The organism is Nocardioides sp. Root151, assembly GCF_001427925.1.
In the GTDB taxonomy this organism is placed as follows: domain Bacteria; phylum Actinomycetota; class Actinomycetes; order Propionibacteriales; family Nocardioidaceae; genus Nocardioides.
On record NZ_LMGG01000004.1, the window covers coordinates 290,305 to 315,353 of the forward strand.

At 69.0% G+C, this 25,049-nt stretch carries 24 protein-coding genes; 20 read left to right on the forward strand and 4 right to left on the reverse strand.

Going from position 1 to position 25,049, the window contains the following annotated elements; all coding sequences use genetic code 11:
* Nucleotides 1-23 precede the first annotated feature (23 nt).
* The 11 genes from ASD66_RS09910 (at nucleotide 24) to ASD66_RS09965 (ending at nucleotide 12,149) form a co-directional block, all read left to right on the forward strand.
* Complete coding sequence (locus ASD66_RS09910; RefSeq protein ID WP_056676813.1) at nucleotides 24-503, forward strand: cell division protein SepF; 480 nt, start codon at nucleotides 24-26, stop codon at nucleotides 501-503.
* Nucleotides 504-561: 58 nt separating this feature from the next.
* The gene (locus tag ASD66_RS09915) at nucleotides 562-858 is read left to right on the forward strand and encodes a YggT family protein (protein WP_056676816.1); all 297 of its coding nucleotides are present in this window, start codon (nucleotides 562-564) and stop codon (nucleotides 856-858) included.
* 108 nt (nucleotides 859-966) lie between these two features.
* Nucleotides 967-1,731 carry a DivIVA domain-containing protein gene (locus tag ASD66_RS09920; RefSeq protein ID WP_200949990.1) on the forward strand — a complete coding sequence of 255 codons (765 nt, stop codon included), beginning with the start codon at nucleotides 967-969 and terminating at the stop codon, nucleotides 1,729-1,731.
* A 218-nt stretch (nucleotides 1,732-1,949) separates the two neighbouring features.
* Nucleotides 1,950-2,963 (forward strand): TraR/DksA family transcriptional regulator, encoded by a 1,014-nt coding sequence (locus ASD66_RS24135; protein ID WP_082563522.1) that lies wholly within the window; start codon nucleotides 1,950-1,952, stop codon nucleotides 2,961-2,963.
* Nucleotides 2,936-3,490 (forward strand): signal peptidase II, encoded by a 555-nt coding sequence (locus ASD66_RS09935; RefSeq protein ID WP_056676822.1) that lies wholly within the window; start codon nucleotides 2,936-2,938, stop codon nucleotides 3,488-3,490. The genes ASD66_RS24135 and ASD66_RS09935 overlap by 28 nt, the downstream gene beginning before the upstream one ends.
* Nucleotides 3,483-4,412, forward strand: coding sequence for an RluA family pseudouridine synthase (locus tag ASD66_RS09940; RefSeq protein WP_056676825.1), 930 nt, complete (start codon nucleotides 3,483-3,485; stop codon nucleotides 4,410-4,412). Before ASD66_RS09935 ends, ASD66_RS09940 begins: the two co-directional genes overlap by 8 nt.
* Before the next feature lie 61 nt (nucleotides 4,413-4,473).
* Complete coding sequence (locus tag ASD66_RS09945) at nucleotides 4,474-5,238, forward strand: SAM-dependent methyltransferase (RefSeq protein ID WP_082563644.1); 765 nt, start codon at nucleotides 4,474-4,476, stop codon at nucleotides 5,236-5,238.
* A 75-nt stretch (nucleotides 5,239-5,313) separates the two neighbouring features.
* Entirely contained in the window at nucleotides 5,314-6,030 is a 717-nt protein-coding gene (locus ASD66_RS24715) for a GNAT family N-acetyltransferase (protein WP_056890838.1), read from the forward strand.
* Nucleotides 6,031-6,224: 194 nt separating this feature from the next.
* A complete protein-coding gene (gene dnaE / locus ASD66_RS09955; protein ID WP_056676834.1) occupies nucleotides 6,225-9,776 on the forward strand; it encodes a DNA polymerase III subunit alpha in 3,552 nt (1,183 codons plus the stop codon).
* A complete protein-coding gene (locus ASD66_RS09960) occupies nucleotides 9,766-10,269 on the forward strand; it encodes a hypothetical protein (protein WP_056890839.1) in 504 nt (167 codons plus the stop codon). Before dnaE ends, ASD66_RS09960 begins: the two co-directional genes overlap by 11 nt.
* Before the next feature lie 50 nt (nucleotides 10,270-10,319).
* On the forward strand, nucleotides 10,320-12,149 hold the full coding sequence (locus tag ASD66_RS09965; protein ID WP_056890840.1) for a DUF3352 domain-containing protein: 1,830 nt from the start codon (nucleotides 10,320-10,322) through the stop codon (nucleotides 12,147-12,149).
* 122 nt (nucleotides 12,150-12,271) lie between these two features.
* Here ASD66_RS09965 and ybaK read toward each other — a convergent pair whose 3' ends face one another.
* Together ybaK and ASD66_RS09975 are read right to left on the reverse strand one after the other, a co-directional pair.
* On the reverse strand, nucleotides 12,272-12,760 hold the full coding sequence (gene ybaK / locus ASD66_RS09970; RefSeq protein WP_056676842.1) for a Cys-tRNA(Pro) deacylase: 489 nt from the start codon (nucleotides 12,758-12,760) through the stop codon (nucleotides 12,272-12,274).
* A 13-nt stretch (nucleotides 12,761-12,773) separates the two neighbouring features.
* Complete coding sequence (locus ASD66_RS09975; protein WP_056676845.1) at nucleotides 12,774-13,451, reverse strand: LON peptidase substrate-binding domain-containing protein; 678 nt, start codon at nucleotides 13,449-13,451, stop codon at nucleotides 12,774-12,776.
* Nucleotides 13,452-13,510: 59 nt separating this feature from the next.
* Here ASD66_RS09975 and ASD66_RS09980 point away from each other — a divergent pair, with 59 nt between their 5' ends.
* Genes ASD66_RS09980 through hisH form a run of 5 tightly spaced genes read left to right on the forward strand, consistent with a single transcriptional unit; the run spans nucleotide 13,511 to nucleotide 19,151 of the window.
* Nucleotides 13,511-15,370, forward strand: coding sequence for an endonuclease/exonuclease/phosphatase family protein (locus ASD66_RS09980; RefSeq protein WP_156388624.1), 1,860 nt, complete (start codon nucleotides 13,511-13,513; stop codon nucleotides 15,368-15,370).
* A gap of 60 nt (nucleotides 15,371-15,430) precedes the next feature.
* Nucleotides 15,431-16,753, forward strand: coding sequence for a histidinol dehydrogenase (hisD, locus tag ASD66_RS09985; RefSeq protein WP_056890842.1), 1,323 nt, complete (start codon nucleotides 15,431-15,433; stop codon nucleotides 16,751-16,753).
* Nucleotides 16,754-16,758: 5 nt separating this feature from the next.
* Nucleotides 16,759-17,895, forward strand: coding sequence for a histidinol-phosphate transaminase (locus tag ASD66_RS09990; protein WP_056676855.1), 1,137 nt, complete (start codon nucleotides 16,759-16,761; stop codon nucleotides 17,893-17,895).
* Nucleotides 17,892-18,503, forward strand: a complete 612-nt coding sequence (gene hisB / locus ASD66_RS09995; protein WP_056890843.1) for an imidazoleglycerol-phosphate dehydratase HisB — start codon at nucleotides 17,892-17,894, stop codon at nucleotides 18,501-18,503. The genes ASD66_RS09990 and hisB overlap by 4 nt, the downstream gene beginning before the upstream one ends.
* Before the next feature lie 3 nt (nucleotides 18,504-18,506).
* Complete coding sequence (gene hisH / locus ASD66_RS10000) at nucleotides 18,507-19,151, forward strand: imidazole glycerol phosphate synthase subunit HisH (protein WP_056890844.1); 645 nt, start codon at nucleotides 18,507-18,509, stop codon at nucleotides 19,149-19,151.
* Here hisH and ASD66_RS10005 read toward each other — a convergent pair.
* Entirely contained in the window at nucleotides 19,143-20,162 is a 1,020-nt protein-coding gene (locus ASD66_RS10005) for an Lrp/AsnC family transcriptional regulator (RefSeq protein WP_056676865.1), read from the reverse strand. The two genes, hisH and ASD66_RS10005, sit on opposite strands and share 9 nt — an antisense overlap.
* A 112-nt stretch (nucleotides 20,163-20,274) precedes the next feature.
* Between ASD66_RS10005 and ASD66_RS10010 the strand changes: the two genes are divergently transcribed.
* Genes ASD66_RS10010 through hisF form a run of 4 tightly spaced genes read left to right on the forward strand, consistent with a single transcriptional unit; the run spans nucleotide 20,275 to nucleotide 24,326 of the window.
* Entirely contained in the window at nucleotides 20,275-21,498 is a 1,224-nt protein-coding gene (locus tag ASD66_RS10010) for a M20 metallopeptidase family protein (RefSeq protein WP_056890845.1), read from the forward strand.
* A gap of 17 nt (nucleotides 21,499-21,515) precedes the next feature.
* The gene (locus tag ASD66_RS10015; RefSeq protein ID WP_082599432.1) at nucleotides 21,516-22,823 is read left to right on the forward strand and encodes an MFS transporter; all 1,308 of its coding nucleotides are present in this window, start codon (nucleotides 21,516-21,518) and stop codon (nucleotides 22,821-22,823) included.
* A gap of 10 nt (nucleotides 22,824-22,833) precedes the next feature.
* Complete coding sequence (priA, locus tag ASD66_RS10020) at nucleotides 22,834-23,568, forward strand: bifunctional 1-(5-phosphoribosyl)-5-((5-phosphoribosylamino)methylideneamino)imidazole-4-carboxamide isomerase/phosphoribosylanthranilate isomerase PriA (RefSeq protein WP_056676871.1); 735 nt, start codon at nucleotides 22,834-22,836, stop codon at nucleotides 23,566-23,568.
* Nucleotides 23,565-24,326 carry an imidazole glycerol phosphate synthase subunit HisF gene (gene hisF / locus ASD66_RS10025; RefSeq protein WP_056890846.1) on the forward strand — a complete coding sequence of 254 codons (762 nt, stop codon included), beginning with the start codon at nucleotides 23,565-23,567 and terminating at the stop codon, nucleotides 24,324-24,326. Before priA ends, hisF begins: the two co-directional genes overlap by 4 nt.
* 35 nt (nucleotides 24,327-24,361) lie before the next feature.
* Here hisF and ASD66_RS10030 read toward each other — a convergent pair whose 3' ends face one another.
* Complete coding sequence (locus tag ASD66_RS10030) at nucleotides 24,362-24,988, reverse strand: TIGR03085 family metal-binding protein (RefSeq protein WP_056890847.1); 627 nt, start codon at nucleotides 24,986-24,988, stop codon at nucleotides 24,362-24,364.
* Nucleotides 24,989-25,049: the final 61 nt, after the last annotated feature.

Below are 25,049 nucleotides of genomic sequence, written 5' to 3' on the forward strand. Positions count from 1 at the left end.
CAGGAGTTCCGGAGGAAACACTCATGAGCGGCGCGATGCGCAAGATCGGTGAGTACCTCGGCCTGCTCGAGGACACCGGCCGGTACCCCGACGAAGAAGGCTACGACGAGTACGCCGACGAACCGACCCGTCCCGCGAGGGAAGAGCCCCGCCCGGCCTCGGTGGCCAGCATTTCCGAGCGCCGCCGCCCGCAGGCGGTTCCCACAGCAGGAGTTGTCGCAGAGTTGTCCCGAATCACCACCCTCCACCCGCGCACCTACAACGAGGCGCGCACCATCGGTGAGAACTTCCGCGACGGCGTGCCGGTGATCATGAACCTCTCCGAGATGGACGACACCGACGCCAAGCGCCTGGTCGACTTCGCTGCAGGCCTGGTGTTTGCCACCCGTGGCACCATCGAGCGCGTGACCAGCAAGGTGTTCCTTCTCTCACCGCCCAACGTCACCGTTGCGGCAGAAGACAAGGAACGCATTGCCGAGGGCGGATTCTTCAACCAGAGCTGACCGGGGCTGGAGCCGACCTCACATCCGTGCCGAACTGACACAGAGCTGACCTGAATACATGCGCACCATCGGCTACATCCTCGAGGCGATCCTCTGGTTCTTCCTCGCCCTTTTGTGGATCCGTTTCGTCTTCGACTGGGTGCAGGTCTTCGCTCGTTCCTGGTCTCCGCGAGGGCCCTTGCTGGTCTTCCTCGAGGTCGTCTACAGCATCACTGATCCGCCCATCAAGGCACTGCGGCGCGTCATTCCACCGCTGCGCCTGGGCAGCGTCGCACTCGATCTCAGTTTCCTTCTGGTGCTCGTGGGCACGTACCTTCTTCTACGTCTGAACCAGATGGTGTTCCTCTCGGGTTGAGGTTCCCCAACGGTTCCGACAGGGCTGCCCGTGCAAATTGGGCGCCTAACTGAACTTGCGCCCCAAGCGCTATTGTTCGACAGACAGACTTTCCGTTGACTAGAACGAATGGGTGAGAGCATGCCGCTGACGCCTGAGGACGTGAGCAACAAGCGCTTTACTCCTGTCCGGCTCCGCGAGGGCTACGACATGGGTGAAGTCGACCAGTTCCTCGACGAGGTGGAGGCAGAGCTCGCTCGCCTCACCAAGGAGAACGACGACCTGCGGTCGAAGCTCTCCGCGGCCCAGTCCGGTGCCCCCGTCGCTGTCGCCGCGCCGCCGGCTCCCGTCGAGGAGAAGAAGCCCGAGCCGAAGCCGGAGCCGACCCCGGTTCCCGCAGCTGCTCCGGTTGCTGCCGCTGCCGCGCCCGAGACGATCCGGGTCGAGACGGTTGCGCAGGCTTCCAACGCCGCTGCGCGACTTCTCGAGATCGCCACGCGCAATGCGGACGAGCTCGTCGAGGACGCCAAGAACGAAGCAGACAAGATCGTCGGCGAGGCACGTACCAAGGCCGAGCGCCTCGAGTCGGAGTCGAAGGTCAAGTCCGACCGTCTCGAGTCCGACGCGCGCAGCCGCTCGCAGATGCTCGACTCCGAGACCGCCGAGCGTCGCCAGCAGATGTTCGGTGACCTGGAGAAGGAGCGCGACAAGCTCAACACCGAGGTGGAGAACCTGCGCTCCTTCGAGCGCGAGTACCGCTCCCGCCTCAAGAGCTACTTCACCCAGCAGCTCGAGTCCCTCGACTCGGCTCCTGAGGGTGGCCAGCCGGCCGGCGACACGCCGGCCCAGGCCCCCAAGCGGCTCCGCTCGATCCTCGGCGAGGACGAGGGCTGAGTCCCCGCTAGCGAAGAACTCTCCAACGGCTGGATCCCTCGGGATCCGGCCGTTGGTGTCTCCATGTGGGCACCGCCGGAAGTTCTTCGAGTGGCCGACAAACTTCCGCCGGTACCCACTGTGCGTGGCAGGTTTGAGTAGTGCTCACCGAGTGGACTACCCTCCGACCACTTGACTGTGGCTCCCACCACATCGGCTAGGCCTGAGGAGGCCCACCCATGGCACGCAGCACGAGAAGGTCGTTGGCAGGATCCGCTGCGGCTGCCGCGAAGAAGGTCATCTCCCGCAAGCCCAAGGGCGCCTCGGCCACCGCTGAGCCCGCCAAGAAGTCCGCGCCGGCCAAGAAGGCTTCCTCCAAGCCCACCGCGAAGAAGGCTCCGGCTGCGAAGAAGGCCGTGAAGGCGCCCGCCAAGAAGGCCGCCGCCAGCAAGGCTCCCGCGGCGAAGAAGGCCGTGAAGGCGCCCGCCAAGAAGGCCGCCGCCAAGAAGAGCGCTCCCGCGGTCAAGGCGCCTGCCAAGAAGGCCCCGGCCAAGAAGAGCGCTGCGAAGAAGACCGCGGCTGCGCATTCTGCTGCGAAGAAGGCGCCGACCAAGAAGACTGCTGCCAAGAAGGCCCCCGCGACGCCGGCACCTGCCAAGAAGGCGCCTGCAAAGAAGGGGCCGGCCAAGAAGACTGCTGCCGCCACCAAGGCGCCTGCCAAGAAGACCACGACCTCGAAGACCACGACCAAGAAGGCGGAGCCCGTGAAGAAGGTGGCTGCAGCCACGTCAACGACTGCGAAGAAGACCGTGCCGGCCCAGAAGCGCCCCGCCAAGAAGGCAGCCGCGGCGAAGGGTCGCTCGGCACTGGCCGTGCGCGACGACGAGACCGCCTGGACCAAGGCCGAGCTCAACGAGGTCCTCACCGACCTCAACGAGCACGCCGACCGTCTGCGCGAGGAGCTGCGCGAGCAGGAGGAGGAGCTGGCCGGCCTGATGAGGGACGCCGGCGACGGTGCCGGCCACGACCAGGCCGACATGGGCGCCACCAGCTTCGAGCGCGACCACGAGCTGACTGTCGTCGCCAACGCCCGCGAGATGCTGGCCCAGATCGAGCGGGCCCTGGGACGCATTGACGACGGCACCTACGGCGTCTGTGAGTCGTGCGGCAACCCCATCGGCAAGATGAGGCTGATGGCCTTCCCGCGTGCGACACTGTGCATGTCATGCAAGCAGCGCGAGGAACGTCGCTGAACACCAGCGATACACCGGTCTCCGGAACAGTCGACCACTCCCGTCGTACCCGCTCCCTGCAGATCTTCTGGGGCGTCGGCCTCATCGGTTTCCTGGCCGATCTGCTCAGCAAGAACTGGGCGCTCGAGTCGCTGGAGGGTCGTGGCCGCGTCGACGTGGTCGGTGACCTCTTCGGCTTCCGGCTGACCCGCAACCCCGGCGCCGCGTTCAGCACCGGTACGGCGTTCACCGAGGCGCTGACCGTCTTCGCGATGCTTGCCGTGTGCGTCGTCGTGTTCCTCTCGTTCCGGGTGCGCAGCACCGGCTGGGCGCTCGGGTTCGGCTTCCTGCTCGCCGGCGTGGGCGGCAACCTGGCCGACCGGCTGACCCGCGACCCCGGCGTCATGCGCGGGCACGTCATCGACTTCCTCGAGCTGCCGCACTGGCCGATCTTCAACGTCGCCGACATCCTGATCAACCTCGCTGCGCTCACCATCATCGTGATGTCCATCCGCGGCCGACGCCTCGACGGAACCACGCATGACTGAGCACCGCACTGTCCTGGTCCCCGAGGGCCTGGCCGGCGAACGCGTCGACACCGCCATCGCGCGCATGTTCGGCGTCTCGCGCACCCGCGCCGCCGAGCTGATCTTCGAGGGCAACGTGCAGGTCGACGGCGGCGAGGTCGGCAAGTCCGATCGGGTCCACCCGGGCGCCATGCTCGACGTGACCTTCCCCCGGCGTGCGGACCCTCTCCAGATCAAGGCCGAGATCGTCGAGGGCATCAAGATCATCCACGACGACGACGCCATCGTGGTGATCGACAAGCCCGTCGGAGTGGCCGTGCACCCGAGCCCCGGCTGGTCGGGCCCGACGGTGGTCGGCCACCTGGCCGGCGCCGGCTACCGGATCGCCACCAGTGGCGCGTCCGAACGCCAGGGCATCGTGCAGCGCCTCGACGTCGGTACGTCGGGGGTCATGGTGATCTGCAAGTCGGAGCACGCCTACTCGGTGCTCAAGAACGCCTTCCGCCGCCGTACGGTCGACAAGACGTACCACGCGCTGGTGCAGGGCCACCCCGATCCACTGACCGGCACCATCGACGCACCCATCGGACGGCACCCGAAGTCCGACTGGAAGTTCGCGGTGATGGCCGACGGCAAGCACAGCGTCACCCACTACGAGCTCCTCGAGGCGCACCGCTTCGCCAGCCTGATGGAGATCCACCTCGAGACCGGCCGCACCCACCAGATCCGGGTGCACATGTCGGCGCTCAAGCACCCCTGCGTCGGCGACATCACCTACGGGGCGGACCCGGTGCTCGCCAAGCGTGTGGGTCTCGAACGCCAGTGGCTGCACGCCGTCAAGCTCGGCTTCGAGCACCCGGAGTCCGGCGACTACGTGACCTACGAGTCCGAGTACCCCGACGACCTGGCCGCCGCGCTCGAGGTCATCCGGGGCGCACACTGAGTCCTCGGGCACGACAAAACCCGGTGACGCACCCGCACGCCGGGTGGCACAGTGCGCGGCGATGACTCTCGAACTCGATGCACCCCACGTTGACCTGACCTTCCTGACCGCCCTCTCGGAGGAGCGAGCCGAGCGCCTGGTGGCCTTCCTCGCCGCCGGCCTCGACGGCACTGTCGCCGACATCGGCTGCGGCTGGGCCGAGCTCCTGCTGCGCACCCTGGAGGCGGCTCCAGGTGCCAACGGCATCGGCGTCGACCTCGACGCCGCCTCGATCGCTCACGGTGTCGAGCTCGCCGCGAAGCGCGGGCTGGCCGACCGCGTCGAGCTGGTGGCCGGCGACGCGAAGAAGGCCCTGCCGCCGCGCGCCGACGCGGTGATCTGCATCGGCGCGAGCCAGATCTGGGGACCGCCTGTCGAGGAAGACCAGCCCCTCGACCACCGATCGGCGCTGCGGGCCCTGCGTGCGCTGCTGGAGCCGGGTGGGCGCGCGGTGTACGGCGAGGGCATCTGGTCCACCACACCCACCGAGGCGGCGATCGCTCCGCTCGCGGGTCGCCTCGACGAGTTCGTGAAGCTGGGCGACCTGCTCGAGATCGCGGTCGAGGAGGGCTTCATGCCCGTGCAGGTCCACGAGGCGAACCAGGACGAGTTCGACGAGTTCGAGTCCGGCTACTCGGCCTGCTACGCCCGCTGGCTGGCCACGCATCCCGCCGACCATCCCGACGCGGCCGGCGTACGCGAGCAGGCGGCGGCCCAGCGCGCGGCGTACTACGGGGGCTACCGGGGCGTCCTCGGGTTGGCCTACCTGGCCCTCGTCGCGGTGTGACCGCCTTCATCAGTGACCAGTTCGACCAGTGACCGTGCTCCGGACCGGCGCTGCCGACCCTGCGAGGATGGACGCATGTCCTCCGAGCTCACCCTGAGGCCGGCGACCGGCGACGACCTGCCCGACATCGCGCAGCTGTACCTCCGGGTGCGCGAGGCAGCGGTGCCGGCCATGCCCCCGATCGTGCACAGTGCCGACTCGGTCGTCGCCTGGGTCACCGGATGGGACCTCTCCGAACGCGACGTGTGGGTGGCCGAGCAGGACGAGCTCCTCGGGTTCAGCACCCTGACCCCCACCTGGCTCGACTCGTTGTACGTCGACCCGGGGACACAGCGCTCCGGTGTCGGCACCGCCCTCCTCGACGTGGCCAAGGGCCTGCGGCCCGACGGGTTCGCGCTGTGGGTCTTCGAGAGCAACGAGCCGGCCCGCGCGTTCTACCGCCGGCACGGCCTGGTGGAGCTGGAGGGCACGGACGGATCGGCGAACGAGGAGCGCTCGCCGGACCTGCGCATGGCCTGGTTGGGCAACGATCCGCTCGACTTCCTGAGGCGCCAGATCGATGAGGTCGACCACGACCTGGGCCTGCTGCTGGCCCGCCAGGCGGCGCTGACCTCCGCCGTCCAGGACCACAAGCCGGTCGGTGGGGCAGCCGGACGCGACCCTGTGCGCGAGCATGCGATCGCCGAGGCCGTGGCCCTGCAGGCACCCGCACTCGGGGTGGACCGGGTGGCCCGGATCGTGGACTCGATCATCACCGAGTCCCTGGACGCGCACGAGCGATCCCGCGGCTGAGTCCGCGCAATCAGCGACTGTCCGTGCGCCCTGTCAGAATGCCTTCAACGGGTCACGTAGTCTGGCGTCCTTCCCCCGGCCCTCGAACAGATGCTGTGAACAAGCTCTGTGAAGAGGCGCCGTGATCGCCGCCGGGCTGCTGCCTCGGCCCGTTCGACCCTGCCCATTGCTGACTGTTGGGAGACGCTCCACCGATGACGTCCGACTCCTTCGTGCACCTGCACGTGCACACCGAGTACTCCATGCTCGACGGAGCCGCGCGACTCGGTGACATGGCGGAGCGGACCGCCGAGCTCGGTATGCCGGCGATCGCGATGACCGACCACGGCAACGTCTACGGCGCCTACGACTTCTACCGCAAGGCCAAGGCCGCCGGGGTCAAGCCGATCATCGGCATGGAGGCCTACTTCACCCCCAACATCTCGCGCTTCGAGCGCAAGGGCATCAACTTCTACGACGGCGGCTCCGACGACGTCTCGGCGCGCGGTGCCTACACGCACATGACGCTGCTCTCCGAGACCACCGAGGGCATGCACAACCTCTTCCGGCTCTCCACCGGCTCGTGGCGCGACGGGTTCTTCAAGCAGCCGCGCGCCGACCGCGAGCTCCTGCAGCAGCACGGCAAGGGCCTGATCGGCACGACCGGCTGTCCGTCCGGCGAGGTGCAGGTGCACCTGCGCTACGGCAAGTACGACGAGGCCCGCAAGGTCGCCGGGGAGTTCCAGGACATCCTCGGCAAGGAGAACTACTTCCTCGAGCTGATGGACCACGGCCTCTCCATCGAGAACCGCGTCCGCGACGGGCTGCTCAAGCTGGCCAAGGACCTCCAGATCCCGCTGCTGGCCACCAACGACTCCCACTACGTGCGCAAGGAAGACGCGAAGAGCCAGGAGCACCTGCTCTGCATCAACTCCGGGTCCACGATGACCATCCCGGCCGGCGACGGCCCGGGCCAGCGCTTCGCGTTCAGCGGCGACGGCTACTACATCAAGTCCCCGGCCGAGATGCGCGAGCTCTGGGAGGGCAAGTACCAACTCCGTGAGGCCTGCGACAACACCCTGCTGATCGCCGAGCGGTGCAACGTCGAGTTCACCGAGGGCAACGGCACGTTCATGCCGCGCTTCCCCTGCCCGCCCGGAGAGAACGAGGACTCCTGGCTGGTCAAGGAGGTCGAGACCGGCCTGCAGTTCCGCTACCCCAACGGCATCCCCGACGACGTCCGCAAGCAGGCCGAGTTCGAGCTCGGCGTCATCACCCAGATGGGGTTCCCGGGCTACTTCCTCGTCGTCGCCGACTTCATCAACTGGGCCAAGGACAACGGCATCCGGGTCGGTCCGGGCCGTGGCTCGGGTGCCGGCTCGATGGTCGCCTACGCGATGCGCATCACCGACCTCGACCCGCTCAAGCACGGCCTGATCTTCGAGCGCTTCCTCAACCCCGACCGCGTCTCGATGCCCGACTTCGACATCGACTTCGACGAACGTCGTCGCGGTGAGGTGATCAAGTACGTCACCGAGAAGTACGGCGACGACCGGGTCTCCTACATCATCACCTACGGCACCATCAAGGCGAAGCAGGCCGTCAAGGACTCCTCACGCATCCTCGGCTACCCGTTCGCGATGGGCGACCGCATCACCAAGGCCATGCCGGCCGCGGTGATGGGCAAGGACGTCCCGCTCCAGGACATCTTCAAGCCCGACCACAAGCGCTACGGCGAGGGCGGCGAGTTCCGCGCACTCTACGACGGCGACAACGACGTCAAGACGGTCGTCGACACGGCCATCGGCATCGAGGGTCTGAAGCGGCAGTGGGGCGTGCACGCGGCCGGTGTGATCATGTCGAGCGAACCCCTCCTCGACATCATCCCGATGCTCAAGCGCCCCGCCGACGGCGCGATGATCACCCAGTTCGACTACCCGACATGCGAGGCGCTGGGTCTGATCAAGATGGACTTCCTGGGGTTGCGCAACCTCACGGTCCTCGACGACTGCGTCAAGAACATCAAGGCCAACCGCGACGAGGACGTCGTGCTCGAAGACCTCGAGCTGACCGACCCGGCCACCTACGAGCTGCTCCAGCGCGGCGACACCCTCGGCGTCTTCCAGCTCGACGGCGGGCCGATGCGCGCCCTCCTGCGGTCCATGCGACCCGACACGTTCGAGGACATCTCGGCCGTGGGCGCGCTCTACCGCCCCGGCCCGATGGGTGCCGACTCCCACAACAAGTACGCCCGCCGCAAGACCGGCCGCGAGCCGGTCGAGGCGCTCCACCCCGAGCTGGCCGAGGCCCTCGAGGACGTGCTCGGCGAGACCTACGGCCTGATCGTCTATCAGGAGCAGGTCATGGCGATCGCCCAGAAGCTCGCGGGCTACACGCTGGGCCAGGCCGACATCCTCCGCCGGGCGATGGGCAAGAAGAAGAAGGAGGAGCTGGACAAGCAGTTCGCCGGCTTCTCCGCGGGCATGACCGAGCGCGGCTACAGCCACGGGGCGATCAAGGCCCTGTGGGACACCCTGCTGCCGTTCTCCGACTACGCGTTCAACAAGGCCCACTCGGCGGCGTACGGCGTCGTCTCCTACTACACCGCGTTCCTCAAGGCGAACTACCCGGCCGAATACATGGCCGCCCTCCTGACGTCCGTCAAGGACGACAAGGACAAGATGGCGATCTACCTCAACGAGTGCCGGCGGATGAAGATCCAGGTACTGCCGCCCGACGTCAACGAGTCCGCCTCCAACTTCACCCCGGTCGGCAACGACATCCGCTTCGGCCTGACCGCAGTCCGCAACGTCGGCAACAACGTGGTCGACGGCATCGTGGCGGGCCGCGAGGAGAAGGGCCGCTACACCGACTTCAACGACTTCATGGAGAAGGTCCCGGCGCTGGTCTGCAACAAGCGGGTCATCGAGTCGCTGGTCAAGGCCGGCGCGTTCGACGAGATGAAGCACAAGCGGCGCGCACTGGTCGCGATCCACGAGACCGCCGTCGACCAGTACGTCGACATCAAGCGCAACGAGGCGATCGGGCAGGACTCCCTCTTCGGGGGCCTCGACGACGACGCCGGCGGCGGGTTCGGCATCTCGGTGACGATCCCCGACATCGACGACTGGGACAAGATGACGCTGCTCAGTCACGAGCGGGACATGCTGGGCCTCTACGTCTCCGACCACCCGCTGCTCGGCCTCGAGCACGTGCTCTCCCAGGGCACCGACTGCACGATCGGTCAGCTGATGCTCGACGAGGAGCGTCAGGACGGGTCGCCGATCACGGTGTCCGGCCTGATCACCTCGGTGCAGCGCAAGATCACCAAGCGTGGCGACACCTGGGCGATGGTCACCCTCGAGGACCTCGACGGCGCCATCGACGTGCTGCTCTTCCCGAGCTCCTACCAGCTCGCCTCGACGTACCTCACCGAAGACGCGATCATCACCGTCAAGGGGCGACTGTCGCGGCAGAAGGACCAGCCCGAGATCCACGGTCAGGAGGTCACGCTCCCCGACCTGAGCGACGGCCCCAGCGGGCCCGTGGTGATCAGCCTGCCGGCGACCCGCTGCACCGCACCCGTGGTCGAGCAGCTCAAGGAGGTGCTGGCCACCCACCCCGGCATGTCCGAGGTGCAGCTCAAGCTGCTGGCGCGGGCCTCGACGACCGTGATGCGGCTCGACGACCGGTTGCGGGTCACTCCCAACTCCGCGTTGTTCGCCGACCTCAAGCAGCTCCTCGGGCCGGGTTGCCTTGGCCAGTGAGCGCAAGGCCCTGATCCGGGACGCCCTGGTGATCGTGGCCGTCTTCGTCGTCGCCGGCGCCGTCGGCGGCTGGTTCTGGCACCACCTGTGGGCGCCGGCCCCCAAGGGCTTCGCGCTCGAGGGTGTCCCGCACTTCGAGGACGACGCCGACTTCCGCGGCACCGGTCTCTATGTCGCGATCGCTGCCGGCCTCGGCCTGGTCATCGGGATCGTGGTCAGCTTCGTCTTCGAGCGCGACGAGCTGGTCACCCTCGGCTCGGTGGTCGTGGGCGCGCTGCTGGGCGGCGTGGTGCTGCTGGCGGTCGGCCAGGCCCTCGGTCCCGACTCCGCCGTCGAGGCCGCGAAGCACACCAAGGACTGGGATCCGGTGACCGGTGACCTGCACGCGTCGTGGCTGCCGGTGCTGGTGTCCTGCCCGGGTGGTGCGCTGCTCGGCTCGGTGGTCGTCCTGACTTGTTTCAATCGCAGGCGTGAAACGGAACCAAGCGGGTAGGGTCACCGTCTGATTCGACGTGATGCCAGACGAGAAGATGGGGGAGTCACGTGACTTCTGAGTTTCCCACCGGTGGGCGACCGGACCCGAGCCAGGACCCGTACGGCCAGCCGGGCTTCGGCGGCCAGCAGCCAGGGCCGTCCTACGGCCAGGGCCAGCCGCCGTACGCCGGTCAGCCCGGCCGCTATCCGTCGAACCAGCCCTACGGCCAGCAGCCCCCGCAGCAGGGGGCCGGCCCGGTCTACGAGCAGATGAGCACCGGCTCGGGCGCACCCGTGCCGCCGGGACCGCCGTCCGGCAAGCGCGGGCGCAAGGGCCTGGTGATCGGCCTGGTCGCCGGTGCCGCCGTCCTCGCCGGGGGCGGGGTCTGGGCCTGGCAGGCGTTCATGTCGCAGGGCCCGCAGCCGGCCGAGGCGCTCCCCGACGACACGCTGGCCTACATCTCCGTCGACCTCGACCCGTCGGGCGAGCAGAAGATCGAGGCGCTCAAGGCGCTGCGCAAGTTCCCCGCGTTCAAGGAGAACGTCGGCCTCGACACCGATGACGACGTACGCAAGAAGATCTTCGAGGAGATCCAGAACTCCGGGGCCTGCAAGGAGCTCGACTACAAGGACGACATCGAGCCGTGGCTCGGTGACCGGGCCGCCCTGGCGGTCGTCGACCAGGGTCACGAATACCCCGACCCGGTGTTCGTGGTGCAGGTCAAGGACCAGGACGAGGCCGAGGACGGCCTGAACAAGCTGGTCAACTGCGGCAACGAGATGACCGGTGAGAGCGAGGACATCGGCGGCTACGCCTTCAACGGCGACTGGGTGATCCTGGCCGAGACCGAGAAGATCGCCGAGAAGGTCGTCTCCGACGCCAAGGACGCCAGCCTCGACGAGGACGGCGACTACAAGAAGTGGACCAAGGCCGCCGGCGACCCCGGGGTGATGAACTTCTACGCCTCCGCCGAGGGCGGTGACGCGCTGGCCGAGCATGCCGACGAGCTCTTCGGAGCGAGCCAGGCCATGACATCCGACCAAGGCACCGGTGAAGGACCCGACGACGAGGGGACGACCGAGGAGGTCCCCGACGAGTTCACCGCCGCTCTCAAGGACTTCGAGGGTGGCGCCGGCACCGTGCGCTTCGACGACGGCAACCTCGAGGTCGAGTTCGCCACCGGCCAGCTGAACACCTCGACCAGCAAGATGATCAGCGGCGACCGCGGCGACGACACGCTCTCCACCCTGCCGGCCAGCACGGCGGTGGCACTCGGTGCCGGGTTCGAGGACGGCTGGGGCGACGTACTCCTCGAGCAGCTCAAGCCGCTCATCGAGAGCGAGTCCGGCATGTCGTACGACGAAGCCATCGCCGACCTCGAGTCCGAGACCGGCCTGAGTGTGCCCGACGACGTCGAGGTCCTGCTCGGCGAGTCATTCGTGGTGGCCCTCGACAGCAACTTCGACGCGAACCAGGTCGAGAGCATGGGCCCCGAGGGGCTCTCCGTCGCGGTGAAGGTCAAGGGTGACGCCGACAAGATCGAGGCGGTCCTGGACAAGATCCGTGCCCAGCTCGGCACCGATTCCGACGTGATCAGCTCCACCGCCAAGGACGGCTACGTCGTGGTCGGCCCGAGCCAGGACTACATCGACAAGGTGTCCGAAGAGGGCGACCTCGGTGACGACAAGACCTTCAAGTCCGTCGTGCCGCACGCCGAGGACGCCTCGGCGATCCTCTATGCCAACTTCGACGCCGGAGACTGGCTCACCGAGGCGCTCGAGGCCGCGGGGGCGCCGCACGAGGTGCTCGAGAACGCGGAGCCGCTCGAGGCCTTCGGCTTCAGCTCCTGGACCGACGGCGACGAGGTGCACACCCTGCTCACCGTCACCACCGAGTGACCCCACCAACCTGCAGTTCTTGATGCGCGAACCGCGTGCTCTTGATGCGCGAACCGGCAATTCTTGATTTCCGCACCGCAAGGATTGCCGGTTTCGGCGCGCAAGAACTGCAGGCTCGTGGGTCAGCGGGCGATGGGCGCCACGCTGGCCGGGACCACCCGGACCAGGTCGGCGGGCGTCAGCTCGAGGTCGAGGCCACGCCGGCCACCGGACACGAAGACGGTCTCGTGGGCCAGGGCCGACTCGTCGATGACGGTGGTGTGGGGGCGCTTCTGGCCGACGGGAGAGATGCCACCGACCACGTAGCCGGTGGCCCGCTCGGCCACTGCCTGGTCGGCCATCGCCGCCTTGCCGGCGCCGACCGCGCGGGCCAGCGCCTTGAGGTCGAGCTGCGCGGTCACCGGGACGATGCCGACGACCAGCACCCCGTCGGCGGTGGCCAGCAGCGTCTTGAAGACTCGTTCGGGCGGTACGCCGAGTGCCTCCGCGGCCTCGAGTCCGTAGCTGGCCGCGCGGGGGTCGTGGGTGTAGGGGTGCACCGTGAACGCGATGCCGGCGGCGGTCAGGGCCACCGTGGCCGGCGTACCACCCGCTGTTTTCCTCTTCGCCATCGTCAGCGGGCGCTCAGTTCGGTGACCAGCCGGTGCGCGCCACCTCGGTGGCGGGCAGGGAGGGGAGGGCGATCATGGCGGAGATCTCCTCGCGCATCAGGTCGATGAGCATCGCCAGCCGCAGCGTCGTCGGCTCGGCCTCGAGCAGCAGCTGGCGATCGCGGAGGGTGAGCAGGCAGGTGCCGGCCAGGCTCCAGGAGAGGTACGCCGGGTCGCGCGGCAGGTCGCCGGTGAGGACGTCCTCGCCGCGGATCTGCGACAGCACCCCGCGGTAGTCCTCGAACGTGTTGCGGGCCAGCTCGGTGATCGTGTGGTTGGCGTCCTCGTGGTCGTCGTCGGGCTCGTCGAGGAGCGCGACATGGCCGGCCAGGAACTCGCCGCCGGTCTCGAGGGACTCCAGCCGGAGTCGCCCGCGGCCGACCGCGACGATGTCGAAGGTGCCGTCCTTGTGGGACTGGACCTCGGTCAGCTGCAGCACGCAACCGATGCGGTGAAGGGACTGGCCGCCGCGATCGCCGACCTCGTAGCCCTCCCGGATAGCCACCGACCCGAACAGCCGCTCCTTCGGGTCGTCGATGCGCAGCAGCTCGTGGACCAGTGCGCGGTAGCGGTCCTCGAAGACCCGCAACGGCACCGAGAGGCCCGGGAACAGCACCGTGTTCAGCGGGAACAGCGGCATCGTCGCGGTCATTCCTTCACACTATCGGCTTGCTCCGGATGCGGGCAGGATGTCCTCGACGAGGAGGTCGGATGAGACGAGTGCTGTGCGTGGCGGTCGGCGTCTGGCTGCTCGTCGACGTGCTCCGGGTGTGGACACCGTCATTGATCACGATCTTCGGGCAGGCCGCCTCGACGCCGGCCGAGCTGATGGGTGCGTTCGCCCTGGCCGTGGTCGTGGCCGGGTGCCTCCCGCTGCTCGTGGTCCGGTTCGCGGCGGTGCCCGAGCGCACCATGGCCGCGATCATGCTGGTCTGTGTCCTCCTCAGCCGGGTGGCCCTGCAGGTCGTCGGCGGTGGTCAGCCCCAGCTGTGGTGCGCGTCGGTCGGCGTTGCCTGCGCGGTTGCCTGGTGCTGCCTGGCCACCCGGGTCCTCGGCGACGCGGTCGTCGAGGGGTACGCCGCCGGGCTGGCGTTGGCCGCGACCACGCACGCCGCCCTCGGCTCCTGGGGTGCGGTGTGGCGTGACGACGTCTGGGGGTGGGGCCTGTTGCTCGTGCAGGTGGTCCTCGTCGTGGTGGTCCTGCCGGGGCAGCCGGAGCCGCGGTCCGCCCCACGCATGCTTGCCTTCGCCCTGCTGCCGACGTACCTCCTGGCCGGCACGTGGGCCGCGAACCCGGCACGAGCGTCATCGACCGATCAGGGCTGGGGGCCGGTGCTGGTCGTGGTGGGCGCAGTGGCCGCGCTCGTGCTCGTTCGCATCGATCGACCCCCGCGTGGGCTCACGCTGGGTGCCGGCGTCGTCCTGACCGGTGCGACGGCGGCGGTGATGATGCCCGACGCGTCTTCGTTGTGGACGCTGCCTGCGTTCGTGCTCGGGATGCCCGCCCTGGTCGTGGTGCTGGGCGCGCTGGCGGAGTCGCCGCCTGCTGGCAGTGAGGTCGCACCGGTGTTCACCGCGGCCGGCGGAGCGGTGCTGTGGGTCGCCCTGTTCTTCGCCTACTACGCCGGCTACGACCTCGGCTACCGGGCCGATCTGCTGCTCGTCCTGCTGGCGGCTGCGCTGGCTGCGGCCGCGGTGCGCGTCACGCTGCGTTCGCAGGGGCCCGCACCCGGGCCCGGCCTCCGGCTCGCTGTCGGTCGCACCGGGGGAGTGCTGGTGGCCATCGGTCTCGTCGCCGTATTCGCCGCGGGTCTGGGGCCGCGCGCGACCGTGTCGCAGGTCGAGGCGACCAGCGACGACCACGAGGGGCTGCGCGTCGTGGCGTGGAACCTTCGGATGGGCTACGGCATGGACGGCACCTTCGAACCACGCAAGGTGGCCGAGCTGATCGCCGACCTGCACCCCGACGTCGTGCTGCTCAGCGAGATCGACCGCGCCTGGCTGCTCAACGGCGGGCAGGACCAGTTGGCGATCCTGGCCCGCCTGCTCGGCATGGACGCGTACTTCGGCCCGGCAGCCGACCCGGTGTGGGGCGACGCAGTGCTCACCGACCTGCCGGTGTCCGGTGTTGACGCGCACCCGCTGCCGTCGTACGACGCGGTGACGGGCGCGCAGGCCCTGGCGGTCACGGTGACCCTCGACGGGCTGGCGTACGACGTGATCTCCACGCACGTGCAGCCGCACGACAGCGACGGTGACGGGTCCCTGGAGCAGGCCCGTGACATCGCCCGGTTCGCCGTCGAGCGTGCGAAGGCCGGGAACCCGGTGATCGTGGCGGGCGACTTCAACCTGCAGCCAGGCGACCCGTCGTGGCAGGCGCTGCTCCACAGCGGGCTGCGCGACGCACTCGGGGAGGAACGTCCGGTGCTGACCTCGCCGGCCGATGACCCCGACGAGCAGATCGACCACGTCTTCGCCACCGTCGACCTGGTGGCGGACACTCCACGTGCCGTGCCGTCGGAACTCTCCGACCACCTGCCGGTCCCGGTGACGCTCCGCCCCGCCGGGTGAACGGTGTCGCCCACCGAAACCGGTTCGGTGGGAACCAGCGTGACAACTAGACTTGGCCGCATGATCCGCCGTATCGACCTCCGTGGCCGCACCGAGCCCGTCGACTACCGGACCGCAGTTCCGCGGGCCGAGTTCGACGTGGAGGCCGCGCTGCATGTGGTCCGGCCGATCTGCGACGACGTCCGCGACCGTGGTGTCGCAGCGATCACCGACTACTCGCTCAAGTTCGACGGCGTCGAGCAGACCGACATCGTCGTGCCGCCCGAGGCGCTCTCCGAGGCGCTGGCGGCGCTCGACCCGGCGATCCGGGCCGGGCTCGAGGAGTCGATCCGCCGGCTGCGGCTCACTTGCGAGGCCGAGCTCGAGCACGACGTCGTGACCGAGCTGGGCAACGGCGCCACGGTCACCCACCGCATGGTGCCGGTGCAGCGCGTCGGCCTCTACGTGCCCGGCGGTCTCGCGCCCCTGGTCTCGTCGGTGATCATGAACGTCGTTCCCGCCCAGGTGGCCGGGGTCGCGTCGATCGCCCTGACCTCCTCACCCCAGAAGGACCACGACGGACTGCCGCACCCGACGATCCTCGCCGCGTGCGCGCTGCTCGGCATCGACGAGGTGTACGCCGTCGGCGGTGCCCAGGCGATCGCCATGTTCGCCCACGGCGCCGGCCCGTGCCGCAGGGTCGACCTGGTGACCGGGCCGGGCAACATCTACACGGTCTCCGCCAAGCGGCTCCTCAAGGGCATCGTCGGCATCGACGCCGAGGCCGGCCCCACCGAGATCGCCGTACTCGCCGACGACACCGCCGAGGCGTCTTTCGTCGCGGCCGACCTGATCAGCCAGGCGGAGCACGATCCGCTGGCCGCAGCGGTGCTGGTCACCCCGTCCGAGCGACTGGCCGACGACGTGCTCGCTGAGCTCGACAAGCAGGTCTCGGTCACGCGCCACGTCGAGCGGATCCGCACCTCGCTGGCCGGACAGCAGTCCGGCATCGTGCTGGTCGACGACCTCGAGCAGGGCCTCGAGGTGGTCAACGCCTACGCGGCCGAGCACCTCGAGATCCAGACCGCTGACGCGGCCGCGCTGGCGGCCCGTGTCTTCAACGCCGGTGCGATCTTCGTCGGGTCCTACGCACCCGTCTCGCTGGGCGACTACTGCGCGGGGTCCAACCACGTGCTGCCTACTGCGGGCTGTGCCTGCCACTCCTCGGGCCTGTCCGTGCGCGCGTTCCTCAAGGCGGTGCACGTCGTCGACTACTCGCGCGACGCGCTGGCCGAGGTGGCCGACCACGTGGTCACCCTCGCCTCGGCCGAAGACCTCCCGGGCCACGGTGCCGCCGTGAGCGTGCGCTTCGCCACGGACCCCACGCGCGACCAGGACGCGTGAGAGGGATGAGCGCCAGAGAGTCCGCGAGCGCGCCGTCACTGTGGCCGCCGCTGCGCGAGGAGCTGCGCGGCATCGAGCCGTACGGCGCACCACAGCTCGACGTCCCGGTCCAGCTCAACGTCAATGAGAACCCCTACGGTCCTTCGCCGGAGGCCGTGGCCGACATCGCATCGTCGGTCGCAGCCGCTGCCTCGACGCTGAACCGCTACCCCGACCGGGAGTTCACCGAGCTGCGTACGGCGCTCGCGGCGTACCTCAACACCGACGGTGGGCAGGGCGTCACACCCGACCAGGTGTGGGCGGCCAACGGGTCCAACGAGGTGATGCTCCAGCTCCTGCAGGCCTTCGGTGGTCCGGGGCGTACGGCGCTGAGCTTCGCCCCGACGTACTCCATGTATCCGGAGTACGCCCGCGACGCCATGACCGGCTGGGTGGTCGGGCGCCGCGAGACCGACTTCTCCCTCGACCTCGACGCCGCGCGTGACCTGGTGCTCGAGCACCGGCCCCACGTCGTACTCCTGCCGTCGCCGAACAACCCGACCGGTACGGCGTTGCCGCCCGAGGCGGTCTCGCTCCTGTGTGAGGCGGCGGCCAATGATGAGCACTGTGGCGTCGTGGTCGTCGACGAGGCGTACGGCGAGTTCCGTCGCGCGGGCACCCCGAGTGCCCTGGAGCTGCTGCCCGAGCACCGCAACCTGGTCGTGTCGCGCACGATGAGCAAGGCGTTCGCGTTGGCCGGTGCCCGGCTGGGCTACTTCGCCGCCGCGCCGGAGATCTGCGACGCGGTGCGGGTGGTGCGCCTGCCGTACCACCTCTCCGCGGTCACCCAGGCGACCGCGCTGGCCGCCCTGCGCCACGCACCCGAGCTGCTCGGACGCGTCGACGAGCTGCGTCGTGAACGCGACGAGACCGTAGGCTGGCTCCGCGAGCAGGGCCTCGAGGTGGCCGAGAGCGACGCGAACTTCGCGTTGTTCGGCACCTTCGACGACCGGCACGCGGTGTGGCAGGCGCTGCTCGAGAAGGGCGTGCTGATCCGCGAGACAGGCCCCGACGGCTGGTTGCGGGTCTCGATCGGCACCGCAGACGAGATGACGGTTTTCAAGAACGCACTGACCGAGGTCATGAAGGAGATCCAGGGATGAGCAGGACCGCACGGATCGACCGTGAGACCAAGGAGTCCAAGATCCACGTCGAGCTCGACCTCGACGGATCGGGCAAGAGCCAGGTCTCCACGGGCATCGGCTTCTACGACCACATGCTCACCGCGTTCGCGCGGCACTCCCTGGTCGACCTCGTCGTGCACGCCAGCGGAGACACGCACATCGACTCCCACCACACCGTCGAGGACACCGCGATCGTGCTCGGCCAGGCGATCCGTGAGGCTCTCGGCGACAAGGCCGGCATCCGCCGCTTCGGCGACGCCACGGTGCCCCTCGACGAGGCGCTGGTGCAGGCGGTCGTCGACGTGTCGGGCCGGCCCTACTGCGTGCACACCGGCGAGCCCGAGGGCCAGGAGCACGTGATGCTGGGCAACCCGTCCGGCAACCTCTACCTCGGCTCGCTGACCCGTCACGTGTTCGAGTCCCTGTCGTTCCACGCGCACATCGCCCTGCACGTGCGCGTCCTGGCCGGCCGCGAACCGCACCACATCGTCGAGACCCAGTTCAAGGCGTTCGCTCGCGCGTTCCGCGACGCGATCGCTCTCGACCCGCGCGAGTCCGGGGTCCCGTCGACCAAGGGCACTCTCTGATCCATGAAGAATGTCGTCGTCCTTGACTACGGGTCAGGGAACCTCCGGTCGGCGGTGCGTGCGCTCGAGCGCGCCGGTGCCTCCGTCACGCTGACCGCCGATCGCACGGCTGCCCAGGACGCCGACGGGCTCCTGGTTCCCGGTGTCGGTGCGTACGCCGCGTGCATGGCCGGACTGCGTGCGGTCAAGGGTCATGAGGTGATCGGCCGACGCCTGTCGGGAGGACGCCCGGTGCTCGGCATCTGCGTCGGCATGCAGATCCTGTTCTCCCGCGGTGTCGAGCACGGTGTCGAGACCGAAGGCTGTGACGAGTGGCCCGGTGTCGTGGAGCGGCTGCAGGCTCCCGTCGTACCCCACATGGGCTGGAACACCGTCGACGTCCCCGACGACACGTCGCTCTTCGCCGGGGTCGAGGACCAGCGCTTCTACTTCGTGCACTCGTACGGCGTCCGCGACTGGTCGCTGGTCACCAACGATCGCACCCGCGCGCCCCTCGTGACGTGGGCCGAGACGGGGTCGGTTCCCGGACAGGGGGACCGGTTCGTCGCCGCCGTGGAGAACGGCCCGTTGAGCGCCACCCAGTTCCATCCGGAGAAGTCCGGCGACGCCGGCGCGCAGTTGCTGCGCAACTGGGTGCAGTCACTCTGAACTGAGGGCGCTCGGTACGACGACCTCGCCCGTTGCCCGGCCGTTCTCGCCCACCAGCCAACCCATGCGCTTGAGAGTGCGGAGGTTGACCACGCTCTCCACGACGTTCAGCCACGGCAGCTTCTCGCTCACGAGTCGCTCCACGCGCAGGAGATCCGTCAGCGAGCGGGTCCACACGGTGATCAGCATGTTGGTCTCGCCGGTCGTCGTCACGCACAGTCGTAGCTCGGGCAAGGTGGCCAGCGCCGCAAGCGTGCGGTCCCATTCGGTCGTCGGCACGCGCGCCAGCCAGTCGCAGTGGATCGGCCAGTACGACGTCTCGCGGGCCACCTCGCATCGGAAGGACAGAGCGCCGGACGCGATCACTTTGGCAAGTTGGCGACGTACTGTCGCAGGGTTGCGACCGGTGACTCTGGCCAACTCGGCCGCAGTTGCCCTCCCGTCCTTCGCCAACTCCTCGACGAGTGGCCCCGAGCCGGCCGGCAACGGGGTGACGGTGGTCGGACGGGTGGCCCGACCGATCTTCTCCAGCGCCGTGCGCTGGCCCGGAGCGAGCGCGTCGAGCCGCCAGTCGTTGCCCTGACGGTGGACTCCCGTCGCGAGACGGGTGCGTTGGCGTTGGACTCCGGGTCGGTGCGCCAGCTCGTCGAGCAGGAAATGCGTCAGCGACGGCAGATCGGGCGTCATCACGGTCACGACGAAGTCGCGACCGCGTGCCGACTGGTCGATCGTGACCGCGCGGGGATCGCGGCAGAGCCAGGCCAGGACCTCGTCCGTCGCGCCCGGTTCGCAGTCGACCTCGACGAAGCCGAGCCCGACGGTCTCCCCACGCGCCGACGGGTGCGCCGTCACCCAGGCGAGGCCCCGCGATCGGAGTCGGTCCCAGCGCTGAGCGAGTGTGGTCGCCGTCGTCCCGAGCACACCCGCGACCTCGGTCCACGTGGCTCGTGGCGCGATCTGGAGAGCGTGGATGAGGACGAGGTCGGATTCCTCGAGGACGGGCTCTTGCACGGAATCTCTCAAATCTCAGGCAAATCTGCACGATTCCTTGAGAAATCATGCATCGGATGCCCATCTTTGCACACTGGTGAGCGCCAAGAGACCCCCATCACATGGAGTCCGGATGAACCTGCTCGACGACGCCCGTGGGCTCGCGCCTGACCTGCGCCAGTTGCGTCACGACCTCCACCGCGAGCCCGAGGTCGGTCTCGACCTGCCACGCACGCAGGAGCGCGTTCTCGGTGCACTCGCCGGCCTGCCGCTCGAGGTCAGCACCGGAACGGACACCACCTCGGTCACCGCGGTGCTCCGCGGGACGGCTGACGTCGCGACGCCCGACGAGCGCCCAGTGGTTCTCCTGCGTGCCGACATGGACGGCCTGCCGGTGCAGGAGCGCACCGGCCTCGACTACGCCTCGCGGGTCGACGGCGTCATGCACGCCTGCGGCCACGACCTGCACACCTCGATGCTGGTCGGGGCAGCCCGGCTCCTCTCCGCACACCGCGAACGTCTTGTGGGCGACGTCGTCCTGATGTTCCAGCCGGGGGAGGAGGGCTGGGACGGCGCGAGCGTGATGATCAGCGAGGGCGTGATGGAGGCCGCCGGCCGACCCGTCGAAGCAGCGTACGGCCTGCACGTCTTCTCCTCGGTCCGGCAGCACGCCGAGTTCGTCACCCGCCGCGGCACCATGCTGGCAGCCTCGGATGCCCTGCACGTCACCGTGCACGGCGCGGGTGGTCACGGCTCGACGCCGCACCTCGCCAAGGACCCGGTGACCGCGGTGGCGGAGATGGTCACGGCCCTGCAGACCATGGTCACCCGGCAGTTCGACGTGTTCGACCCGGTCGTCGTCACGGTCGGCAGCCTGCACGCCGGCACCCGTCGCAACGTCATCCCTGACACCGCGACGTTCGAGGCGACGGTGCGCACGTTCTCGGCCGAGGCACGCGACAAGGTCGCGGCTGCGGCTCCTCGCCTCCTGCGCGGCATCGCCGCCGCACACGGAGTGGACGTGATGGTCGACTACACCGCGGAGTATCCGCTGACCGTCAACGACGTCGACGAGACCGACTTCGCCGCCCACACCATCGCTGAGCTCTTCGGCGGTGAGCGGCACGCGGACCTGGTCCATCCGTTCAACGGCTCCGAGGACTTCTCCAGGGTCCTGGACCTGGTCCCCGGAAGCTTCGTGGGCCTGGGCGCCGTACCGGTCGGCGTCGACCCCGCCACCGCGCCCTTCAACCACAGCCCCTACGCGGAGTACGACGATGCCGTGCTCGCCGACGGCACCGCCCTGTACGCCGAGCTGGCGCAGCGCCGCCTTGCCCTCCCCGCCACCCACAACTGAGCCCGACGGAGATCGACATGACCGCACTTGCTGAGAAGCCGACGCCTGGCACGATCGCGGAAACGCCCACCCCGCCGACGCAGAGCCGGAGGAAGACTCTCTTCGGCACGGGCGTGGGCAATGCCCTGGAGTGGTTCGACTGGGGCGTGTTCGCGATCTTCACGCCGTTCTTCGCGACCCAGTTCTTCGACCCGGGCGACCCGGTCTCGGCGTTCCTGGCGACCTTGATCGTGTTCGCCGTCGGGTTCGCCGCGCGCCCCATCGGCGGGCTGCTCTTCGGCTACCTGGCCGACCGACGCGGCCGCAAGTTCTCGATGTCGGTCACCGTGGGTGCCGCCGCCGCGGGCTCTCTGGTCATTGCGTGCTCACCGACCTTCGAGTCCGTGGGCGTGCTCGCCTCGGTGCTGCTGGTGCTGGCCCGCCTCGTGCAGGGTCTCGCCCACGGTGGTGAGATGCCTTCGGCCCAGACCTACCTGTCCGAGTGCGCACCTGCGGAGCGCCGCGGTCTGTGGGCCAGTCTCATCTACGTCTCGGGGACGTTGGGCAACGTGATCGCGGTGATCGTCGGCGCGGTGCTGGTCGGCGTACTCGACAACTCCCAGATGGTGGCCTGGGGTTGGCGGATCCCGTTCGCGATCGGCGGACTCTTCGGCCTGTACGCACTGGTGATGCGCAGCAGCATGCACGAGTCCGACGTGTTCGAGACGACGGAGCGGGTGCGCATCTGGCCCGAGATCATCCGTCATCGCCGTCAGGCACTGCAGGTGATCGGTCTGACCGTCGGCCTCACCGTCACCTTCTACGTCTGGGGAATTGCGGCGCCCGCGCACGCCATCCATGACCTCGGCGTCGACCCGGCCCACGCGTTGTGGGCAGGCGTGGTGGCGAACGTGGTCTTCATCGCCTCGCTGCCCCTGTGGGGAATCCTGTCCGACCGCATTGGGCGGAAGCCGGTGCTGCTCTTCTCCGCTGTGTCGCTGGCTCTCGCGGCCTTCCCGGTCAGTGCCTTCCTCGGTGACAGTGCAGTCCGGCTCGCTGTCGCGATGTCGGTCACGCTCGTGCTGCTCGGCGGCAGTGCGGCGATCCTGCCTGCCGTGTTCGCGGAGATGTTCCCGACGAACATCCGCACGGTCGGGGTCGGCATCCCGTATTCCGTCGCCGTTGCACTGTTCGGTGGCACCGCGCCGTACCTCCAGTCCTGGTTCGGAACCCACTACGGTGCGAGCGCGTTCACGACGTACGTCGTCGTACTCCTCGGCGTCAGCGTGGCCGTGATCTGCACCGTCCCCGAGACGCGTGCGAAGGACCTCGCCGAGTCGGATTAGGGTTTGCGCCATGAGCGATTACCTCGAACTCCTGCCCGCCGTGGACGTCAAGGGCGGCCAGGCCGTCCAGCTCGTGCAAGGCGTCGACGGTTCGGAGAAGCGATTCGGCGACCCGGTCGAGGCCGCCCTTCGCTGGCAGAGCGCAGGCGCCGAGTGGATCCACCTCGTCGACCTTGACGCCGCGTTCGGACACGGACACAACCGCGACCTGCTCGCCACGATCGTCGGCACGCTCGACATCGACGTGGAGATGAGCGGCGGGATGCGCGACGACGAGTCGCTCAAGGCGGCGATGGACGCCGGTTGCCGCCGGGTCAACATCGGCACCGCCGCGCTCGAGAGCCCCGAGTGGTGTGCCAAGGCGATTGCCGAGTACGGCGACCGCGTGGCGATCGGCCTCGACGTACGCGGCACCACCCTCGCGGCGCGCGGCTGGACTCGTGAGGGCGGTGACCTGTACGAGACCCTCGCTCGTCTCGACGCCGAGGGCTGCGCCCGCTACGTCGTCACCGACGTCAACAAGGACGGCATGCTCCAGGGCCCCAACCTCGACCTGCTCCGCGACGTCTGTGCGCGGACCGACAAGCCCGTTGTCGCGTCCGGTGGCGTGACCACCATCGACGACATCCGGGCACTGATGGAGCTCGTCCCCCTCGGTGTCGAGGGCGCCATCGCCGGCACCGCGCTCTATGAGGGCCGCTTCACCATCGAGGAAGCCCTCGCCCTCACCAAGGGCGCCTCGTGACCCTCGCCGTACGCGTCATCCCGTGCCTGGACGTCGATGCCGGGCGCGTGGTCAAGGGCATCAACTTCAAGGAGCTGCGTGACGCCGGAGATCCGGTGGAGCTGGCCCGCACCTACGACGCCGAAGGCGCCGACGAGCTGACCTTCCTCGACATCTCCGCCTCCTTCGAGGGGCGTGCGACCACGATGGAGATCGTGTCGCGCACCGCCGAGGAGGTCTTCATCCCGCTCACGGTGGGCGGGGGAGTCTCGAGCGTCGAGGACGTCGACCGCCTGCTGAGGGCCGGCGCGGACAAGGTCGCGATGAACACGGCGGCGATCAACCGTCCCGAGCTGATCGCGGAGGTGGCCGACCGGTTCGGCAACCAGGTGCTGGTGCTGTCGGTCGATGCCCGCCGGGCCCCGAAGACCGACTCCGGCTTCGAGGTCACCACGCACGGCGGCCGCACGTCGGCCGGGCTCGACGCGATCGAGTGGGCGGCCCGCGCGGCCGACCTCGGCGCCGGCGAGATCCTCCTCAACGCGATGGACGCCGACGGCACCCAGGACGGCTTCGACCTCGAGCTGATCCGGGCCGTACGCCGCGAGGTCAGCATCCCGGTGATCGCCTCGGGCGGCGCCGGGTCCGTCGACCACTTCGCGCCTGCCGTCGACGCGGGCGCTGACGCCGTACTGGCTGCCACGGTCTTCCACTTCGGCACCCTGCGCATCTCCGACGTGAAGAACGCGCTCGCGCAGACCGGTCACCCCGTGCGCTGAGCGACCCGTGGGCGAGCCGGCGCGCGCACCCGCAGTCAGAGTCCGAGCGACGCCGAGCGGAAACGGCGTACCCGCTCCTCGGGCCCGCCGACCTCCACACCGCTGACCTCGGAACGGCCGAACAGCAACATCAACACCTCAGACGGCTGGCCCACGACCAGCACCGGGTCGCTGCCGTGCCGCAGCGTGGCCTCCCTGCCGGTGAGTACGTCGCGCACCAGGACCGGCACTCCGGCCGGCCTGACCAGCCCACGTCCGGTGGTGGTCACCACCCGCCACAGGCTGTGCTGCTCGGCGGCGGACATCTCGCGGGGCACCCAGGACGGCTGTGCACGGCGGATGTCCTCGTGGTGCACGAAGTACTCCGCGGTGTTGAACAGTCGGTCCACGGCGGGCAGGGCGGCCCACGTGAAGCGTGGTCGACGCAGGTCCTCGACCAGGTCCGTGAAGTCACGGCGGCCGACGCGTTCGGTTGCGCGGTCGATCAGCCCGGAGAGCGCCGGAACCAGGATGCCGGGGGAGGCGAGGGTGCGCTCCCGCACGATCATGTGGACGACGAGGTCCTTGACGGTCCAGTCACCGGAGAGCGTGGGGGCCTCGGCACCCACCTCGAGCGCAAGGTCGCAGAGACGGTTGCGTTCGGCGTGGGCCAGGGTGCTCATGTCGCGAGCGTACGGCGTACGGCGCGACCTGGAATCGGTCAGCCGGATTTGTGCATGGTGG

Bases quoted from the DNA above. Each gene is read 5' to 3' on its own strand.
- ASD66_RS10015 (WP_082599432.1), top strand. From the start codon at position 21,516: ATGACCGCACTTGCTGAGAAGCCGACGCCTGGCACGATCGCGGAAACG.
- ASD66_RS09920 (WP_200949990.1), top strand. From the start codon at position 967: ATGGGTGAGAGCATGCCGCTGACGCCTGAGGACGTGAGCAACAAGCGC.
- dnaE (WP_056676834.1), top strand. From the start codon at position 6,225: ATGACGTCCGACTCCTTCGTGCACCTGCACGTGCACACCGAGTACTCC.
- hisB (WP_056890843.1), top strand. From the start codon at position 17,892: ATGAGCAGGACCGCACGGATCGACCGTGAGACCAAGGAGTCCAAGATC.
- ybaK (WP_056676842.1), bottom strand. From the start codon at position 12,760: ATGGCGAAGAGGAAAACAGCGGGTGGTACGCCGGCCACGGTGGCCCTG.
- hisH (WP_056890844.1), top strand. From the start codon at position 18,507: ATGAAGAATGTCGTCGTCCTTGACTACGGGTCAGGGAACCTCCGGTCG.
- ASD66_RS24715 (WP_056890838.1), top strand. From the start codon at position 5,314: ATGTCCTCCGAGCTCACCCTGAGGCCGGCGACCGGCGACGACCTGCCC.
- hisD (WP_056890842.1), top strand. From the start codon at position 15,431: ATGATCCGCCGTATCGACCTCCGTGGCCGCACCGAGCCCGTCGACTAC.
- ASD66_RS09935 (WP_056676822.1), top strand. From the start codon at position 2,936: ATGCAAGCAGCGCGAGGAACGTCGCTGAACACCAGCGATACACCGGTC.
- ASD66_RS09915 (WP_056676816.1), top strand. From the start codon at position 562: ATGCGCACCATCGGCTACATCCTCGAGGCGATCCTCTGGTTCTTCCTC.
- priA (WP_056676871.1), top strand. From the start codon at position 22,834: ATGAGCGATTACCTCGAACTCCTGCCCGCCGTGGACGTCAAGGGCGGC.
- ASD66_RS09940 (WP_056676825.1), top strand. From the start codon at position 3,483: ATGACTGAGCACCGCACTGTCCTGGTCCCCGAGGGCCTGGCCGGCGAA.
- ASD66_RS10010 (WP_056890845.1), top strand. From the start codon at position 20,275: ATGAACCTGCTCGACGACGCCCGTGGGCTCGCGCCTGACCTGCGCCAG.
- ASD66_RS09910 (WP_056676813.1), top strand. From the start codon at position 24: ATGAGCGGCGCGATGCGCAAGATCGGTGAGTACCTCGGCCTGCTCGAG.
- ASD66_RS09990 (WP_056676855.1), top strand. From the start codon at position 16,759: ATGAGCGCCAGAGAGTCCGCGAGCGCGCCGTCACTGTGGCCGCCGCTG.
- ASD66_RS09980 (WP_156388624.1), top strand. From the start codon at position 13,511: ATGAGACGAGTGCTGTGCGTGGCGGTCGGCGTCTGGCTGCTCGTCGAC.
- ASD66_RS10030 (WP_056890847.1), bottom strand. From the start codon at position 24,988: ATGAGCACCCTGGCCCACGCCGAACGCAACCGTCTCTGCGACCTTGCG.
- ASD66_RS09975 (WP_056676845.1), bottom strand. From the start codon at position 13,451: ATGACCGCGACGATGCCGCTGTTCCCGCTGAACACGGTGCTGTTCCCG.
- ASD66_RS09945 (WP_082563644.1), top strand. From the start codon at position 4,474: ATGACTCTCGAACTCGATGCACCCCACGTTGACCTGACCTTCCTGACC.
- ASD66_RS24135 (WP_082563522.1), top strand. From the start codon at position 1,950: ATGGCACGCAGCACGAGAAGGTCGTTGGCAGGATCCGCTGCGGCTGCC.